Below are 16,035 nucleotides of genomic sequence, written 5' to 3'. Positions count from 1 at the left end.
GCCTAGTAGGCGACGCGCCGGTAGTAGCGCCGCGTGACCAGCGGATGGTCCCGCAGCACCTCCAGATGGGCCGAGACCCGCTCGAGCGCGGTGGCCAGCAGCGCCGGGGCGAGGAGGGCGCGCAGCTCCGTCGGCAGCCCCTCCGCCGCGAGATCGGCCGAATCGAGCACGAGGAGACGGTCGGTGTATTGCCGGGCAAAGGCGATCACCCGGTCGGTCAGCGGCCGTGCCTCGTCCTCGCCCGCCATGACCAGAACGGAGACGCCGGGCTCCACCAGTTCCAGCGTGCCGTGGAAGAAGTCGGCCGCATGGACGGGGCGGGTGCGGATCCACTGCATCTCCTCGAGGATGCACATGCCGTAGTAATGGGCCTGCGGCCAGACCGTCCCGGCCGCCGTCACGATGTGCCAGTCCCGCTCGGCAAGGCGGCCCGCCAGTTCGGCCGCGCGCGGCTCGAAGGCGCGCTTGGCCGCCAGAAGCCGGTCGGGCAGCCCCTCCAGTTCGGCCAGAAGGCGGCCGGCCTCCGGCATCTCGCCGTGCGCCTCCATCGCCCCCAGCGCCGCGGCGAGCGCGAGGACGTGGAACATCTCGCACGAGGTGTCGTCGGCGGCGGCATTGGCGAAGCAGTGATGCGCGCCCGAGCCCAGCGGCGTGTCGGCATCGCCTACCAGCGCGATCGTCGTGGCGCCGCAGGACCGGGCCCAGTCCAGCGCGGCGACCGTCTCGCGCGTGGTGCCCGACAGCGACGGCAGGATGGCCACCGACCGCTCGCCCATGGCGCGGTGCCCGGTCAGCACGATCTCGGGGCAGGGCGGCGCGAAGACGGCGAGCCCCGACCGGCGGCCGAGCAGGTCCGCCGCCGGCTGCATCAGGAGCCCGGCCCCGCCCGATCCCAGAAAGAACAGGCTGTCGGCCCCGTCCGCCACCAGGTCCCGGACCAGCGCGCCCACCTCCTGCGCCCGGCGGCAGGCGCCCTGCTGGATGTGCAGGAAGCGGTCGGGGTCGAAGTTCAGCATGGCGGGTCCTCGCGACGGGACGGGGGCCCGGCGGGCGCGGAGTGCCGGCCGGGCTCTCGGGCTGCCGATTGGCACGCGCCCGCTCCCGGAGCAACAGCAATCCGCCGCTCAGTCCGGGGCGGCCAGCTCCGGCAGGCCCGCGGTGAAGTTGAACAGCTCGAGCCGCGCAGCGCCGCGGGGGGACAGGCGCAGCGTGGTGAGGCTGGCCGGGCCGACGGGAATGATCCGCGACGGGCTGAGGTCCAGGAAATGCTCGAGCAGCGCCCGGATCACCCCGCCATGGCAGACCACGAGCAGGCTCCGCCCGCCTGCGGCGGCCTCCGCTTCCACGGCCCGGGCCGCGCGCGCGCGGAAGACGGCCCAGCTCTCGCCGCGCTCGGGGGCATGGACCCCCGCGCGCCAGCCGGCATAGGCCTCGGGCTCGCGCGCGACGATGTCGGCGATGGACTCGCCGGTCCAGGCGCCCACGTCGATCTCGCGCAGGTCGGCCGTCAGGGCGAGCGGCTCGGCCCCCAGCAGGCGGGCCGTGTCGGCCGCGCGGCGCAGGTCGGAGGAGAGCGCGCGGTCCGGCGCGAGCCCCTCCACCACGGGCCGCAGCCGGCGCGCCTGCTCGCATCCCCGCTCGGACAGGGCGATGTCGGCCTGCCCCTGAAGCCGGCGCGCCGCGTTCCATTCGGATTCGCCGTGCCGCACGAGCAGAAGCCGCATCAGCCGATCCTCTCGCCCGTGGGCGCGAACCAGGCGGCCGGGGTCTCGGGCAGGCCGATATGGACCGTCTCGCCCACCCGCGCGGCGGGCAGCGCCTCGGTCACGGCGGTCAGGCGCAGGTCCGGCGCGATCGCCGTGACCATGACCCGCCCCGCGATGGTCGAGACCTCGGCCAGTTCGAGCGGCAGCGTCCGGGGACCCTCCGCCCCCTCGAGGCGCAGAGTCTCGGCGCGGAACAGGGCCTGCGCCCCGTCGGCCGGAGGCTCGAGCGGCATGTGGCGCCCTCCCACGACCCAGCCCGTCCCGTTGCGGCGCACGGGCACCAGGTTGCCGGGCGGCGTGCCCACGAAGGTCGCGACAAAGGCCGTCTCCGGCCGCTCCACGAGGTCGAGCGGCGTGCCGAACTGCTCCACCCGGCCCGCCCGCATCACCGCGACATGGCTGGCCATCGTCATCGCCTCGATCTGGTCGTGGGTGACATAGACCGTCGTGGCGCCGGTGGCGCGGTGCAGCCGCATGAGCTCGGTGCGCATCTCGACCCGGAGCTTGGCGTCGAGGTTCGACAGCGGCTCGTCGAAGAGCAGCACGCCGGGGCGCGGCGCGATGGTGCGCGCGATGGCCACGCGCTGCTGCTGGCCGCCCGAGATCTCGTTGGGAAAGCGCCGCGCGAGGCCGTCGATCCCGAGCATCCGCAGCACCTCGGCCACCCGGGCCTCGCGCTCGGGCCGCGCCATTCCGGCCACCTTGAGCGGCCATTCCACGTTGCCGCGCACCGTCATGTGGGGCCAGAGCGCATAGGACTGGAAGACGAGGCCCGAGTTGCGCCGTGCGGGGTCCACCGCCCAGGCCCGGTCCCCGTCCGAGACGACCTGCCCGTCGAACACGATCTGCCCGGCCGAGGGCATCTCGAGCCCCGCGAGCATCCGCAGCAGCGTGGTCTTGCCGCAGCCCGACGGACCCAGCAGCACCAGAAAGGCGCCGTCGGGCACGGACAGGCTGACCTCCCGCACGGCGTCCACGTCCCCGAAGCGCTTGGTGACGGATCGCAGCTCGAGCATGGCGGACCTCAGGACTTGAGCCAGGGCTGCGACCGGGCCTGCAGCCGCTCGGCCAGGAGCGTGGCGGCGACCGACAGGACGAGGATGACGCAGGTGATGGCGTTGGCGAACTGGGTGAAGCCTTCGGAGGCGTAGCGGTAGGCCAGGACCGACATGACGGGCATGGTCGGCGTGAACAGCAGCACGACCAGCGACAGGTCGCGGATGATCTTGACGAAGATCAGGATTCCCCCGGCCGCGAGGCCCCGCACGGCCAAAGGCACCGTGATCGCCCAGAGCCGGCGCGCCAGCCCCGCTCCGGTCAGCCGCGCGCTCTCGTCGAGCTCGCCCGAGACCTGCTGGATCACGGCCCGCCCCGTCTGGACGGAGAAGGGCACCAGATAGGCCGTGCCCGCGATCACGAGCAGAAGGAACGTGCCGTAGAGCGCCGGAAAGGGGCCGATGGGGGCGCCGGCCCAGGCGATGTAGGCCGCCCCGAAGGCGATGCCGGGCACGAGGAGCGGCAGAAAGGACACCTGCGTGATCGTGGCCGAGAGCCAGCCCGCGCGCGAGCGGGCCGTCGCATAGGCCGCAAGCAGCCCCAGCGCCATCCCCGCACCGGCCACGGCGACGCCCAGCGTCAGCGTCACGGTGATCGCGCGCAGGATGTCGGGATTGTGAACGATGCCGGGAATGCCCTGCGCGATGGCGGGGTTCGATTCGCCGATCCAGTAATGCACGGTCCAGTTGGAAAAGAGCGCCGCGCTCGACGGGGCAAGGGAGGAGGCGAACAGCACGATCACGGGCACGACCGTGGCGCAGGCGAGGATCAGGGCGGCGACGAGCAGCAGCGGAAGGCGCGCACGGCCCAGCGCGAAGCGCTTGGCCCGCCCGCCCTTGCCGGTGATCGTGGCATAGCTGCGCCGGCCTGAGACCGCGCGGTTCGCCGCCCAGAGCACGGCGGCCGAGATCAGCACGAGCAGGATGCCGATCACATAGCCCCGCGCCGTCTGGCCGACCGAGATCATCCCGTAGAGCCGGGTGGCGAGGGTCTGCATCCGCACGGGCAGGCCGAGAAGGGCAGGCGTGGCGAAGTTCGACACCGCGCCCGCGAAGCAGAGCGATCCGGCCGCGACCAGGGCGGGGGTGACGACGGGCAGCACGATGCCCATCAGGATGCGCCGCCCCCTCGCGCCTGCAATCTGCGCCGCCTCCACGAGGTCGGAGCTGACGGTCGCCAGCGCCGCCGCGATGATCGTGAAGGCGAGGCTGAAATAGTGCAGCGACAGCACGACGAGCGTGGGCACCATCCCCCAGGCCAGCCAGTCGGGCACGCTGAACCCCATGCCCTCGAGCCAGCCCACGCGGCCGCCCAGCCGCCCGTTGCGGAACAGCGACCCCCAGGCCAGCGCCGAGGCGAAGGACGGGATCATGAAGGGCAGCGTCGCCATCACCCCGATGGTCCGCCGGAACGGGATGTCCGTCATCACCACGAGCCAGGCCAGAAACCCGCCCAGCAGCACGCAGGCCACCGAGACGACCACCCCGATGACCAGCGTGTTGAGCAGGGGCTGCCAGAACAGGGCACGCGACAGCCGCCCGGCGAGCACGTCGCCCCAGGCCCCGCGCGACTCCTCGGTCAGGGTGAACAGCACCGTCGAGAGGAGCGGCATGACGATGAGCAGCGCGAGCAGCCCCAGCACGACCAGCTTGAGCCCCGTTCCGGGGGCGAGCCACCGCCGGCGTCCGGCGGCATGGCGCAGCGGCGGATCATCGAGGACGGCCTGGGTCATGGCGGCGGGGCTCCGGGGACGGGCGGCCCGGCGGAGACAGGCCCGCCGGGCCGCGTGAGGCTCATTGCAGCGTCAGGATCAGGTCCCCGACCTCGCCCCGGATCGCGGCGGTGGCCACGGGGTCGATCCGCCAGGCGCGGAACTCGTCCAGCGGCACGGCATCCGGGTGGGGCACGATGTCGGTGCGGGTGGCATAGTCGCCCGCGACGTAGAAGGGTGCATAGCCGGGGCCCCCCGTCTCGCTGTCGTCGCCCATCATGAAGTCGATGAGCAGCCGCGCCGCATGGGGATGGGGCGCGTTGGCGGCGATGCCGAGGACGGCCGGAAAGATGATCCCGTTGGCGGGCTCGACATCGTTGGCCACCTGCAGCGCCCAGCCCTCGTCCTCGTTGTCGCGCCGGTCGGAATAGCTCGTGAAGCCCACGGGCGGGTTCTCCTGTCCGAGCGCGCCCACCGCGGCATTCACGTCGTCGGTGGAGCTGACCAGGATCACGTCGTTGGCGAACAGGTCCTCGATGAACCGGGTCCCCGCATCGGGAGCATCCCCGAGGTCGATGGGCTCGCCGAACTCGGCCTCGTAGGCTTCGGCCATCTCGTCCGATCGCAGGACGATTTCGGTCATCAGGTCGAGATAATCCCCGCGCTGGAGCGGATCGACCATCAGCACCCGACCCCGCCATTCGGGCCGGGTGAGCTGCCAGAGATTGGTCACCGGAGAGCCGTCGGGATGGGCCTCCTCGTTGTACATCAGGACCTTGGTCGAGAGACGGTTGGACAGGAGCGGCGCCTTGGCCTCGTCCGGCAGCCGGTCGGCGACGCGCGGGGGCACGTAGTTGACGAGGATGCCGGTCTCGACCAGCGCGGGCACGGCCACCGGCGCGTCCGAGATGTAGACCACGTCCGCATTGACCGTCCCCGCGGCCGCCTCGGCCTGCAGCCGCGCGATCTGTTCGGTCGAGGAGATGTCGTAGCCGATCAGGTCGATGCCAGGATAGGCCTCCTCGAAGGCCTGCTCGACCCGCGCGATGCGCGAGGTGAAGGAATAGACGACGACCTGCCCCTCCTCCTGCGCCAGCGGCAGGAGCTCTTCGGGGGACATGGCGTCGATGTCCTGCGCCAGTGCCGGCGCCGCGGCCAGCAGCGCCAGGAGGGCGGCGATCGTGGGCTGTCTCATGGATTCCTCCGTGGAGTCACTCGAATCGCTGAATGACGGCGCCCAGTCGATCGAGCGCCTGCAACGCCTGCGTGTCGGCCAGGGCTGCTGCGGCGATGACGATGGCGTTCGAGATCGCCATCGGCACCGTGAGGGTCTGGAAGGCCTGCCGCTCGCCCGAGCGCGGGGCCGCCAGAAGGAGGTCGGGCGGGGGGGACAGATGGTGCCCGGACAGCCCGGTGATCGCCAGGCTTGCCGCCCCCGCCTCGCGGGCATGACCGATCAGCGGCGCGTAATGGCGCGGCTGGCGGCGAAAGGCATAGACCAGCACCAGGTCGCCCGCCCCCATCCCCAGCACCTGCTCGGCCAGATCGCGCGAATCGCCCCCGAGGCGGTGGACGTCGCGGCCGAAGCGCTGCAGGCGCTTCTGCATCATCAGCGCGAGGATCTCGGCATTGCCGCGCGCGAAGACATAGACGCGCCGCGCCGCCATCAGCCGCGCGGCCGCCTCGCGGATCAGCCCGTCGTCGAGATGGGCGAGAAGACCCGACAGCCCCTCGATCTCCTGCGCGACCAGCGTGGCCAGCACGCCGCCCGCCTCGGCCCCTTCCAGCGTGCGCTGCAGGCGCGTGGCCGTCTCGCGCGAGGGGATGAACTCCGCCTGCAGCGCCTGACGGAAGGCCGGAAAGCCGTCAAATCCCAGCTTGCGCGCGAGCCGCGAGACGGTGGCCTCATGCACTCCCGCCCCGCGGGCGAGATCGCTCACCGTCCCGAGCGCCGCCTCCCGGGGCTCGCTCAGCACCATGTCCACCAGCCGGCGCTCCGCCGCCGTGAGCCGCCCGGCCTGCGCCCGCAGGCTCGCGGCGAACTGGCTCCGGGGCGGCTCGGACATCGGGCACTCCGCGACGGTCTGTGCAAGGAAGATTTGCACGACAACATACAGAATGCAAGTCCATTTGCATGAACCGGCAACCCGCGGCAGCCGCCCCGGGACCGTCCGCTCCGGGGAGAGCGGGCCGCCGCCCGTCCGGCCGGGATCGTCCGTCCCCCGCCGGCGCCCGTCGCCGCTCCGGCGGGCGGATCGGCATGGCCTCGTCTGGCGTGATCCGGCTGGCCACGACGGCCGCCCTCCCGCTGTCGCGGGGGCCGGTCGTGCCTCGCTTCCCCGTCCCTCAGAGGGCGGCGAGCGGGGCCTCGTCCACGAGGACGGGGCGGAAATAGCGCTTGCTGCGGTCGCCCAGCGTGATCGGCCCGATCAGCGCGACGCAGCGCCGGTAATGATCCGTCTGCCGGTGCGCCTCCAGCGCCGCCTCGTCGCGGAAGACCTCGTAGACGAAGAAGTTGTGGTCGTCCTCGGGATCGCACAGCAGGTCGAAGCGCAGGTTGCCCGGCTCTCGGCGGCTGCCCTCGCAGTTGATGCGGAACGCCTCGACAAAGGCGTCGCGATGGCCCGGGCGCACCCGGATGTTCACCAGTTGAACGAGCATGTCTGGTCCTGTCCTGTTGCGGGATTCACGTTCCGGGCGCGCGCCACATGGCTGTCGTGACGCCGTCCCGCACCAGCGCCATCTGCGCGGCATAGGCCGCTTCCCAGCGGCCCGCCGCCTCGTCGTAGAGGCCGCGGAGCGAGGGGTCGGGCTCGAAGCGGTCCTCGACGGCGCTCCAGGCCAGCCCGGCCTCCGCGAGCGAGGCGAAGGCCCCGATGCCGGTGGCCGCCGCACAGGCGCAGCCGAGCGCCGTGGCTTCCTTGACGCGGGCCGTGGCGACCGGCAGCCCCGTCACGTCGGCGAGGATCTGCGCCCATCCGCGCGAGCGCGCGGCGCCGCCGGCGAAAAGAAGTCCTGCGGGCCGGTGGCCGGTCAGCTCCGTCACCGTGGCGAGGTTGCGCGCCGCGACGATGGCGGCGTTCTCCTGCAGCGCGCGAAAGATCGCGGCAGGCCCCCCACGCTCGGGATCGAGCGGCAGGTTGAGCAGCGAGGGCGCGGCATGGATCCACGCGCCGTAGCGCATGACGTCCGAGAAGACCGGAATGATCCCGTAGGCACCGGGCGGCACGGCGGCGGCGGCAGCCTCCAGCGCTGCATAGTCCAGCCCGCCTCCCAGCGCGTCGCGGCACCAGCGCATGACCGCCCCGGTGAAGAAGCTGATTGCCTCCGCTTGGTCGAGGCTGGGCAGGACATGCGGATTGATCCGCAGCCGCATCGACGGATCCTCGAGACCCGTCGCAACGTTCACCACTCCTTGCCAGAACGTGCCGCCGAGGATTGCGGCCTGCCCCTCCTCGACAAGGCCGAGGCCCAGCGTGCCGATCTGGCAGTCGCCGCCGCCCGCCACGACCGGGATGCCGGCGGGCAGGCCGCAAGCCTCGGCCGCCTGCGCGGAGAGACGGCCCACGACCTCGCCGCTCTGCACGCGCGGCGGCACGATTTCCGGCCCCAGCCCTGCCGGGGCGAGCGCCTCGGCAATCACGGAGCGGTCCGACAGGCGCAGCAGGCCGGTCGTGCCGGCATTCGAGGGTTCGGACACGAGCGCGCCGCTCAGGCGGTAGAGGATCCAGTCCGACAGCATGGTGAGCGCCGCCGCCCGGTCGAGCAGGTCGGTCCGGTGCTCGCGCAGCCACAGGAGCCGGGGCAGCGCGCCCAGCGCATAGGTCTGGCCCGAAGCGAGATAGAGCCTGCGCTCGAGACCTGGATGCGTCTCGCGCAGCCGGCGCACTTGGGCGTCTGCCCGCGCGTCCACGTTGGCGCAGGCCCACAGTTCCGCACCGTCCGCGTCGTGCAGCACGAAGGCCTCGCGCATGGACGTGGCCGACAGGGCGGCGATGGCAGCGGGGGCGATCCCGGCGCGCGCCAGGGCGGCGCGCGCGCACTCCGTCAGGATCGCCCAGTTGCCCTTGCAGTCGAAATCCATGGCCCCCGGATGGGCGGGGTCGCCGCGGTGCCACCATTCTCGGGCTTCCGCCGCCACCTCGCGGCCCGCGCCGTCGAAGATCACCGCCCGGCCGCTGCCGGTGCCGGCGTCGAAGACCAGCGTGTAGGGACCCTTCACGACGCCTCCTCCTCCGCCAGCAGCGCCAGCGCCGTCGCCTCGTCGGTGATGAGGATGTCCACGATGCCGCCCCTCAGCGCCGCGCGGATGGCGGGCACCTTGCTCCGGCCGCCGGCCGCTCCGATGACCCGGCTTGCTCCGCGCAACCGGTCGAGGTTCACGCCCACGACGCGGTCGTGGAGCGGCAGGTCGAGCACCGCACCCTCGCGGTCGAAGAAGCGGCACAGGATGTCGCCTACCGCGCCACGGCGGCGCATCGGCTCGATGTCGGTCGGCGGGATGAAGCCATGGGTCACGACCGTTGCCCTCTCGTCGATGGCGCCGATCCCCACCAGCTTGAAGTCCGCATCGATCGCCATGTCCATGAGCGCTGAGACGGAGGGCTCGGCCATCAGCGCCGCAGCGAGGGCGGGGCTGCCGACGATCAGGGGGGCGGGGATGATGCTGACGGTATGGTCCCAGTTGGCCCGCCGCATCCCCTCCACATAGGTGCGTACCCCCCCCGTGAGCGATACGACCCCGACGCCGCGCTCCTGCGCGACATAGCCCAGCTTGCGGATGGAGGCCGAGACCGTCTCGCCCCAGCCGACCGCCAGAAGCTGACCGGGGCGCAGCTTCTCCATCAGGTATTGCGCCGCTGCCTCGCCCAGACGCTCGGCCACGGGTGTCCCGGGGCCGTCCGGGATCACCCGGCAATCGGCGATCGCGAAACACTCCTGCAGGCGCCGCTCGGCCTCGATCGCGCCGTGATGGCGCGAGTTGATCCTGACCTGGATTAGGCCCGCGGCACGTCCGGCCTCCAGCAGGCGGGAGACCTTGACGCGCGAGAGGTTGAACATCTCGCCCAGCTCGCTCTGGGTGAGGCCGTCATTGTAGTAGAGCCAGGCGATACGGGCCATGAGACCCTCGTCCGCCTCGACCTCAATGCGATCCTCGTTCATCGGAGCCCTTGATGTCGCACACTTGTTTTCACTTATCACACATGAACAGCTAACCGACTCGCGTCAAGCCAACTGCATATGGAACACAAATAACTTTACGATTGACAGGTCCAGTCAGCGGTGAACAGATGATTTGGTAAGAAGCAACTGTTCAAGCTGACCAGTACATGATCCTCGCCGAACTCCAGGGCATCACCAAGTCCTATGCCGGTGTTCCGGTCCTGCGCGGCGTGGACTTCGCCGTGCGGACAGGCGAGATCCACGCGCTGCTGGGCGGAAACGGCGCGGGCAAATCCACCCTGATGAAGATCCTGTCGGGGCTCGTCGCTCCGACAGCGGGACAGGTGCTGATCGGCGGCCGTCGGCTTCTCTCCAGCCAGCCTCAGGCGGCCCATGCCTCCGGCCTCTATCTCGTGCCGCAGGAAACCCACCTCTTCGCTCACCGCACGGTCCTCGAGAACGTCGCCATGGGCATGCCGCTGCCGCCCCGCGCCTATGCTGCCCGTGTGGCGGAGCTCGCGCGCGGCCTCGGCGTCGACCTGCCGCTTGGGGCGCGCGGCGCGACCCTCGAGGTGGCCGACCGCCAGATCGTCGAGATCCTGCGCGGCCTGCTGCGCGAGGCGCGCGTGCTCGTCTTCGACGAGCCGACCTCCGCGCTCACCCCGCACGAGGCGGGCGCCCTCTTCGACCGGATGCGCGCCCTGCGGGAGGCTGGAGTGGGGCAGGTCTTCATCTCGCACAAGCTGCACGAGTTGCGGGCGGTCAGCGACCGCATCACGGTGCTGCGCGACGGCATGGTGGTGTTGTCCGGGCCGATGGCGAGGTTCTCGGACGAGTCGATCCTCGCCGCGATGAGCCCCGGTCTCGCGGCAGGCGCCGCCACGCGGTCCGTGCCGCCGGGCGGGACCGGCGAGGCGCTGCGGCTCGACGGGGTCTCGGGAGAGGGGTTCTCGGACGTTTCGCTCGCCCTCGCACCGGGCGAGGTGCTCGGTCTCGCAGGCGTGGTGGGCGCCGGGCGCACCGAGCTGGCCGAGACCCTTGTCGGGCTGCGCCCGCTGGCCGCCGGCACGGTGCGCCTCGCAGGCGCGCCGCGCCCGGCCGCCTGGTCGCCCCGCCGGGCCGCGGAGGCGGGCCTCGTGCTGCTGGCCGAGGACCGGCAGCGGCACGGGCTCTTCCTCGAGGCGGCCAATGCGGTGAATCTGTCGTCGCTGATGGTGCACAGGCTGCCCCTCCTGCTGCGCCCGCGCCGCGAGGCATCCCGCTTCGAGGAGTATCGCCGCTCGCTCGGCATCCGCTGCACAGGCCCCTGGCAGGCAGTCGGCCGGCTGTCGGGGGGCAACCAGCAGAAGGTTCTGCTGGCCAAGTGTCTGGCCGTCGGGCCGCGGGTGCTCATCCTCGACGAGCCGACCCGCGGCGTCGACGCGGCGGCACGCCAGGACATCTATGGCCTGATTGAGCGTCTGGCCGCGTCGGGCACGGCGGTGCTGCTGATCTCGTCGGACTTCGACGAGATCGTCCGCCTGTCCCACCGCATCGCCGTCATGGCCGGCGGGCGGCTCGCGGGGGAATTGCCCGCCGGCGCGTCCCCCGAATCCATCGCGGCACTGGCTTTCGGCGCCGCGACGGCCGGCAGGGGGGTGGCGGCCCATGTTTGAGCGGCTCCTGCGCAACCGAGTGCTGTCGCTGCTTCTCGTCGCCGGCGGAGCCTTGGCCGTCCTGGGCCTGCTCGCGCCGGGCTTCCTGACCGCCGCAACGCTGGGCAGCGTATGGTCGAGCGCGCTCGTGCTGCTGCTGCTCTCGCTCGGGCTGCTGCCGGTCCTGCTCACGCGCAACATCGACGTCTCGGGCGGCTCCATGCTCGGCCTGTCGGCGGCCGTTCTCGGGCTGTCGCTGAACGCGGGTCTGGGTCTGGCCCCGTCGATCGCGCTGGGGCTACTGACGGGCCTCGGCTGCGGCCTGCTCAACGGTCTGCTCGTCGTCGGTCTGGGCGTGCCCTCCATCGTGGCGACGCTCGGCACGCTGGGGCTTTATCGCGGTCTGATGCTCATCGCGACCGGCGGGCGCTGGATCGAGAACCTGCCGCAGGATCTCAAGGCGCTCGCGGCACGCGGGGCGCTGGGGATCTCGCCTCTCGGGCTCGCGACGATCGCGCTGGCCGCGGGCCTCGCGCTGGCGCTGGCCACGCGCCGCGGCCAGTGGGTCGCCGCCGTCGGCGACAACCGCGAGGCGGCGCGGCATCTGGGCCTGCCCGTGCGGCGGATCGAGGCGCTGGCCTTCGGCTGGTCGGGGCTCTGCGCCGCCGCCGCGGGCCTCGTCTATGCGGCCCAGATCGGCTTCATCCCCAACCAGGCCGGAACGGGGACCGAGCTGCGCGCCATCGCGGCGCTCGTTCTGGGCGGCGTGAGCCTGCTCGGCGGCAGCGGCACGGTCGCCGGGGCCGTGGTGGGCGTGGTGTTCCTGACGGCGGTCGATACCGCCCTCGTGTTCCTGCGCGTGCCGGCCTACTGGAATGACCTCATCGCCGGGGCGGTGCTGCTCGGTGTGCTGTTGCTCGACGGGCGGGTGCGCCTTGCGCTCGCCGCGCGCGACCGCGCCGCCCGGCTGCGCCACGGCCATGCCGGGCGGGATGGCGCGCGATGATCCTGCGCCTGGCCCGCCGCTGGGAGGTCGCTCTCCTGCTGCTGCTCGTGGCCGAGATCCTGATCTTCGGCCTAATCAACCCGCGCTTCCTGCGCCCGGCAAGCCTGCTCTTCGGCACGTCGGACTTCGTCCATATCGGCATGGTGGCGGTGCCGCTGACGCTCGTCATCATCGCCGGCGGGATCGACGTGAGCTTTGCCTCCACGATCGGCCTCTGCGCGATCTGCTTCGGGCTGGCCCACCACGCCGGCGCGCCGGTCCCGCTGGCGGCGCTCGCGGCGCTGGCGGCCGGGGCGGCGGCGGGGCTGTTCAACGCGGCGATGATCCGCGCCACCCGTCTCCAGCCGCTCGTCATCACGCTGGGAACCCTCTATCTGTTCTCGGGCGCGGCCACCGTCCTGTCGGGACTGATCGGCGCCCAGGGCTACGAGGGGATCGGCGGATTCCCGCCGGGCTTCACCGCGCTGGGCTATGCCACCCTGCTGGGCCTGCCGCTGCCGCTCCTCACCTTTCTCGTCCTCTCGGCCCTGCTCGCCATCCTGCTTCATGCCAGCCGTCTGGGCCGGCTGATGGTGCTTGTCGGGCAGAACGAGGACGCTGCCCGCCATGCCGGCCTGCCGGTGGACCGGGTCCAGGCGCTTACCTATGTCCTCACGGGCCTCGCCGCGGCGGTCACGGGCCTGATGCTCACCGCCTATTTTGGGGCGGCGCGGGTCGATCTCGGATCGGCCACGCTGCTGCCCGCCGTGACCGCGGCGGTGCTCGGGGGGGCTTCCATCTATGGCGGCAGCGGATCGGTCGTGGGCACCGTGCTGGGCGTGTTCCTGATCGGTTACCTGCAGCAGGGCCTTCAGATGAGCGGCGTGCCCACCCAGGTCTCGGCGGCACTGGCCGGAGCCCTGCTCGTCGCCGTCGTCGCTGCCCGGCAGGTGGGGGCGCTGTTGCGCGACCGTCTCCCGCCGCGCCGGCTGCTCGCCGCGGGGCGCCAATTCGGCGGCCCGCCCGCCGTGCAAACGGAATCTCTTGGAGGAGGAGAAGAGAGATGAGAGCACTATCGCAAATCGCCGGGGCGGCACTGCTGGCGGGGCTGGCGCCGGCCGCCTGGGCGCAGGACATCGCCTTCATCCCGAAGCTCGTCGGCGTGGGCTTCTTCACATCCGGGGGCGCGGGCGCCGTGGCCGAGGGGGAGCGGCTGGGCGTCAACGTCACCTATGACGGACCGGCCGAGCCGTCGGTCTCGGGACAGGTCCAGTTCATCAACAACTTCGTCAACCAGGGCTACGACGCCGTCATCGTCTCGTCGGTCTCGCCCGACGGGCTCTGCCCGGCGCTCCAGCAGGCAATGGCCCGCGGCGTGCTGGTGATGACCTGGGACAGCGACGTGAACCCGGAATGCCGCTCCTACTACATCAACCAGGGCACGCCCGAGCAGCTCGGCGGCCTGCTGGTGGAGATGGCGGCCGAGGGCATGGCCGAGGACGGCGGCGCGGCGGACGCGCCGCGGCAGGTCGCCTTCTTCTACTCCTCGCCGACCGTGACCGACCAGAACGCCTGGGTCGCCGCGGCGCGCGAGAAGATCGCCGCCGAATACCCCAACTGGGAGATCGTCACGACCGAGTTCGGCTACAACGACGCCCAGCAGTCGCTTCAGACTGCCGAGGGCATCCTGCAGGCCTATCCCGAGCTCGACGCCATCATCGCGCCCGACGCCAACGCGCTGCCCGCGGCCGCGCAGGCGGCCGAGAACCTGGGCCGCGCGGGCGACGTGACGATCGTCGGCTTCTCGACGCCCAACGTGATGCGCCCCTATGTGGAGCGCGACACGGTCAAGCGCTTCGGCCTGTGGGACGTGACCCAGCAGGGCGCGATTGCGGTCGCAGTGGCGGCGCACGTGCTCGAGAACGGCCCGCTGAACGTCGGCGACACGCTCGAGATCGAGGGGATCGGCACGGTCGAGGTCTCGCCGAACTCGGTCCAGGGCTACGATTACGAGGCCGAGGGCAATGGCATCATCCTGCTGCCCGAGCGCACCGTGTTCACGCGCGAGAACATCAACGACTTCGACTTCTGAGCAGGTCCGTCGCCTGCCATCCCCGGGGGCCGGCCCGCCGGCCCCCGCCGTCCGAGAGGGAACGCCCCTGCGATCCCGACGGTCCGGCGCGAAGACGCCGCCACGGCGGCGGCGCAGCATCGCGGCCTGTCTATCCCGATCGGGCGTCCCATCCATACCGCGCGACCCATCTGCCAGGACACGACCTCCCGCTGCACGGCGGGGGCGATATCCCGGTCAGGATCGGCGCCCCCTTTCGCAGAGGTCTCGGCCGACATCGGCGCCCCGGCAGGCCCTCCACTCCCGACCTCCCTCTACGGGCCGTGCGAGGGCCGCAAGAGGGCGTGCTCGGGCTGGGCCGGACAGGCGACGAGGTCCGCACTGGCGGTAAGTTGCGGGCACCAGGCGGGTCATCCTCGCGGGTGCGGGGAACAGGCTTCCTGCATGTCGGCCTGGCCCCCGACGATCGGGTCATCCCCGCGGGTGCGGGGAACAGAAGGGCTGCACAGATCCGGGCACCAAGACCGCCGGGTCATCCCCGCGGGTGCGGGGAACAGGGCCTCGGCCCACCGCGCGGCGGCGGCAGCGGCGGGTCATCCCCGCGGGTGCGGGGAACAGCGCGCGTCAGACGGATTCGTGCTGTTGCTGGACGGGTCATCCCCGCGGGTGCGGGGAACAGCGTCGCGGCAGGTCCTCGACGACTTCGCGCAGCGGGTCATCCCCGCGGGTGCGGGGAACAGCCCAAGCAAGGGGGCTGCCGTGAGGCGGCCCCCGGGTCATCCCCGCGGGTGCGGGGAACAGCCTCGCGACTGGCCTGCCGTCGAGGCGAAACGCGGGTCATCCCCGCGGGTGCGGGGAACAGGGGGCGCCTCACAGCATCGCCTCCTGCCGCGCCGGGTCATCCCCGCGGGTGCGGGGAACAGGGCCAAAGGCGGCGCATACCGCCTGCAACGTGCGGGTCATCCCCGCGGGTGCGGGGAACAGCCAGTAGTCGCGTCGGTAAATCTCCTTGGCATCGGGTCATCCCCGCGGGTGCGGGGAACAGGCCCTCGCCTTCGCCATCGCCTCCGCCGACGCCGGGTCATCCCCGCGGGTGCGGGGAACAGCCGGCACCATCACCCAAGTCAAGGCGCCCGACCGGGTCATCCCCGCGGGTGCGGGGAACAGACGGGCCGCAGCGATTTCGACCTGATGAACGTCGGGTCATCCCCGCGGGTGCGGGGAACAGGACCTCATGCCCAAGGACCTCAGGGATCAAATCGGGTCATCCCCGCGGGTGCGGGGAACAGATGGTGGATGGACAGGGAAGAACCTGAAGCGCCGGGTCATCCCCGCGGGTGCGGGGAACAGAAGTAGCGGAAGCTGCCGGGCGGGCCGTCCTGCGGGTCATCCCCGCGGGTGCGGGGAACAGAGTCTCTCCCATGTCGTCCTCGATGTATCTCCCGGGTCATCCCCGCGGGTGCGGGGAACAGCGGGCCAAGAGCGACGCCAACCGGCGGAAATCCGGGTCATCCCCGCGGGTGCGGGGAACAGTGCCGGGAGCCGCCGAAGAACCCCCGCGCCAGAGGGTCATCCCCGCGGGTGCGGGGAACAGGTACCGCTCGCCCTGCGGCGGGCCGGCATGGACGGGTCATCCCCGCGGGTGCGGG

13 protein-coding genes and 1 CRISPR repeat array (1 of these 14 running past the window's edge) are annotated in these 16,035 nt (G+C 72.0%); of the genes, 4 read left to right on the top strand and 9 right to left on the bottom strand.

The window, feature by feature from the left end:
• Positions 1-2: 2 nt before the first annotated feature.
• From GT358_RS06525 to GT358_RS06485, 9 genes are all read right to left on the bottom strand, one after another.
• Positions 3-1,016 carry an SIS domain-containing protein gene (locus tag GT358_RS06525; RefSeq protein ID WP_166581791.1) on the bottom strand — a complete coding sequence of 338 codons (1,014 nt, stop codon included), beginning with the start codon at positions 1,014-1,016 and terminating at the stop codon, positions 3-5.
• A 108-nt stretch (positions 1,017-1,124) separates the two neighbouring features.
• The gene (locus GT358_RS06520; RefSeq protein ID WP_208103371.1) at positions 1,125-1,724 is read right to left on the bottom strand and encodes a histidine phosphatase family protein; all 600 of its coding nucleotides are present in this window, start codon (positions 1,722-1,724) and stop codon (positions 1,125-1,127) included.
• Positions 1,724-2,782: an ABC transporter ATP-binding protein gene (locus GT358_RS06515; RefSeq protein ID WP_166581790.1), complete on the bottom strand. Its 1,059-nt coding sequence runs from the start codon at positions 2,780-2,782 to the stop codon at positions 1,724-1,726. Before GT358_RS06515 ends, GT358_RS06520 begins: the two co-directional genes overlap by 1 nt.
• A gap of 8 nt (positions 2,783-2,790) precedes the next feature.
• Positions 2,791-4,554 carry an iron ABC transporter permease gene (locus tag GT358_RS06510; protein WP_166581789.1) on the bottom strand — a complete coding sequence of 588 codons (1,764 nt, stop codon included), beginning with the start codon at positions 4,552-4,554 and terminating at the stop codon, positions 2,791-2,793.
• Between the two features lie 61 nt (positions 4,555-4,615).
• A complete protein-coding gene (locus tag GT358_RS06505) occupies positions 4,616-5,728 on the bottom strand; it encodes an ABC transporter substrate-binding protein (RefSeq protein WP_166581788.1) in 1,113 nt (370 codons plus the stop codon).
• Between the two features lie 16 nt (positions 5,729-5,744).
• Positions 5,745-6,599 carry a MurR/RpiR family transcriptional regulator gene (locus GT358_RS06500; RefSeq protein WP_166581787.1) on the bottom strand — a complete coding sequence of 285 codons (855 nt, stop codon included), beginning with the start codon at positions 6,597-6,599 and terminating at the stop codon, positions 5,745-5,747.
• Between the two features lie 280 nt (positions 6,600-6,879).
• Positions 6,880-7,194, bottom strand: a complete 315-nt coding sequence (locus GT358_RS06495; protein WP_166581786.1) for an antibiotic biosynthesis monooxygenase — start codon at positions 7,192-7,194, stop codon at positions 6,880-6,882.
• 25 nt (positions 7,195-7,219) lie between these two features.
• Positions 7,220-8,755 (bottom strand): autoinducer-2 kinase, encoded by a 1,536-nt coding sequence (lsrK, locus tag GT358_RS06490; RefSeq protein ID WP_166581785.1) that lies wholly within the window; start codon positions 8,753-8,755, stop codon positions 7,220-7,222.
• Positions 8,752-9,696 (bottom strand): sugar-binding transcriptional regulator, encoded by a 945-nt coding sequence (locus GT358_RS06485; RefSeq protein ID WP_166581784.1) that lies wholly within the window; start codon positions 9,694-9,696, stop codon positions 8,752-8,754. Before GT358_RS06485 ends, lsrK begins: the two co-directional genes overlap by 4 nt.
• A gap of 167 nt (positions 9,697-9,863) precedes the next feature.
• On the opposite strand from GT358_RS06485, the gene lsrA reads away from it, so the two are divergent.
• From lsrA to lsrB, 4 genes are read left to right on the top strand one after another with little or no spacing between them, the layout of a single operon-like run.
• The gene (lsrA, locus tag GT358_RS06480; RefSeq protein WP_166581783.1) at positions 9,864-11,351 is read left to right on the top strand and encodes an autoinducer 2 ABC transporter ATP-binding protein LsrA; all 1,488 of its coding nucleotides are present in this window, start codon (positions 9,864-9,866) and stop codon (positions 11,349-11,351) included.
• Positions 11,344-12,336 (top strand): autoinducer 2 ABC transporter permease LsrC, encoded by a 993-nt coding sequence (locus GT358_RS06475; RefSeq protein WP_166581782.1) that lies wholly within the window; start codon positions 11,344-11,346, stop codon positions 12,334-12,336. Before lsrA ends, GT358_RS06475 begins: the two co-directional genes overlap by 8 nt.
• On the top strand, positions 12,333-13,382 hold the full coding sequence (locus GT358_RS06470) for an autoinducer 2 import system permease LsrD (RefSeq protein ID WP_166581781.1): 1,050 nt from the start codon (positions 12,333-12,335) through the stop codon (positions 13,380-13,382). Before GT358_RS06475 ends, GT358_RS06470 begins: the two co-directional genes overlap by 4 nt.
• Positions 13,379-14,407 carry an autoinducer 2 ABC transporter substrate-binding protein LsrB gene (gene lsrB, locus GT358_RS06465; RefSeq protein ID WP_166581780.1) on the top strand — a complete coding sequence of 343 codons (1,029 nt, stop codon included), beginning with the start codon at positions 13,379-13,381 and terminating at the stop codon, positions 14,405-14,407. Before GT358_RS06470 ends, lsrB begins: the two co-directional genes overlap by 4 nt.
• Positions 14,408-14,792: 385 nt before the next feature.
• A CRISPR array of direct repeats spans positions 14,793-16,035; the repeat unit is 29 nt; unit sequence CGGGTCATCCCCGCGGGTGCGGGGAACAG; it runs 1,653 nt beyond the window's last position.

The organism is Rubellimicrobium sp. CFH 75288 (assembly GCF_009904055.1).
Classification (GTDB): Bacteria; Pseudomonadota; Alphaproteobacteria; order Rhodobacterales; family Rhodobacteraceae; genus Rubellimicrobium.
Note: the sequence above shows the minus strand (reverse complement) of the source record. Positions and strands in the feature narration are given on the sequence as shown.

What these genes read in the sequence shown, in the direction of transcription:
- GT358_RS06525 (WP_166581791.1), bottom strand. Translation starts at nt 1,016, where the DNA reads ATGCTGAACTTCGACCCCGACCGCTTCCTGCACATCCAGCAGGGCGCC.
- GT358_RS06520 (WP_208103371.1), bottom strand. Translation starts at nt 1,724, where the DNA reads ATGCGGCTTCTGCTCGTGCGGCACGGCGAATCCGAATGGAACGCGGCG.
- GT358_RS06515 (WP_166581790.1), bottom strand. Translation starts at nt 2,782, where the DNA reads ATGCTCGAGCTGCGATCCGTCACCAAGCGCTTCGGGGACGTGGACGCC.
- GT358_RS06510 (WP_166581789.1), bottom strand. Translation starts at nt 4,554, where the DNA reads ATGACCCAGGCCGTCCTCGATGATCCGCCGCTGCGCCATGCCGCCGGA.
- GT358_RS06505 (WP_166581788.1), bottom strand. Translation starts at nt 5,728, where the DNA reads ATGAGACAGCCCACGATCGCCGCCCTCCTGGCGCTGCTGGCCGCGGCG.
- GT358_RS06500 (WP_166581787.1), bottom strand. Translation starts at nt 6,599, where the DNA reads ATGTCCGAGCCGCCCCGGAGCCAGTTCGCCGCGAGCCTGCGGGCGCAG.
- GT358_RS06495 (WP_166581786.1), bottom strand. Translation starts at nt 7,194, where the DNA reads ATGCTCGTTCAACTGGTGAACATCCGGGTGCGCCCGGGCCATCGCGAC.
- GT358_RS06485 (WP_166581784.1), bottom strand. Translation starts at nt 9,696, where the DNA reads ATGAACGAGGATCGCATTGAGGTCGAGGCGGACGAGGGTCTCATGGCC.
- lsrA (WP_166581783.1), top strand. Translation starts at nt 9,864, where the DNA reads ATGATCCTCGCCGAACTCCAGGGCATCACCAAGTCCTATGCCGGTGTT.
- GT358_RS06475 (WP_166581782.1), top strand. Translation starts at nt 11,344, where the DNA reads ATGTTTGAGCGGCTCCTGCGCAACCGAGTGCTGTCGCTGCTTCTCGTC.
- GT358_RS06470 (WP_166581781.1), top strand. Translation starts at nt 12,333, where the DNA reads ATGATCCTGCGCCTGGCCCGCCGCTGGGAGGTCGCTCTCCTGCTGCTG.
- lsrB (WP_166581780.1), top strand. Translation starts at nt 13,379, where the DNA reads ATGAGAGCACTATCGCAAATCGCCGGGGCGGCACTGCTGGCGGGGCTG.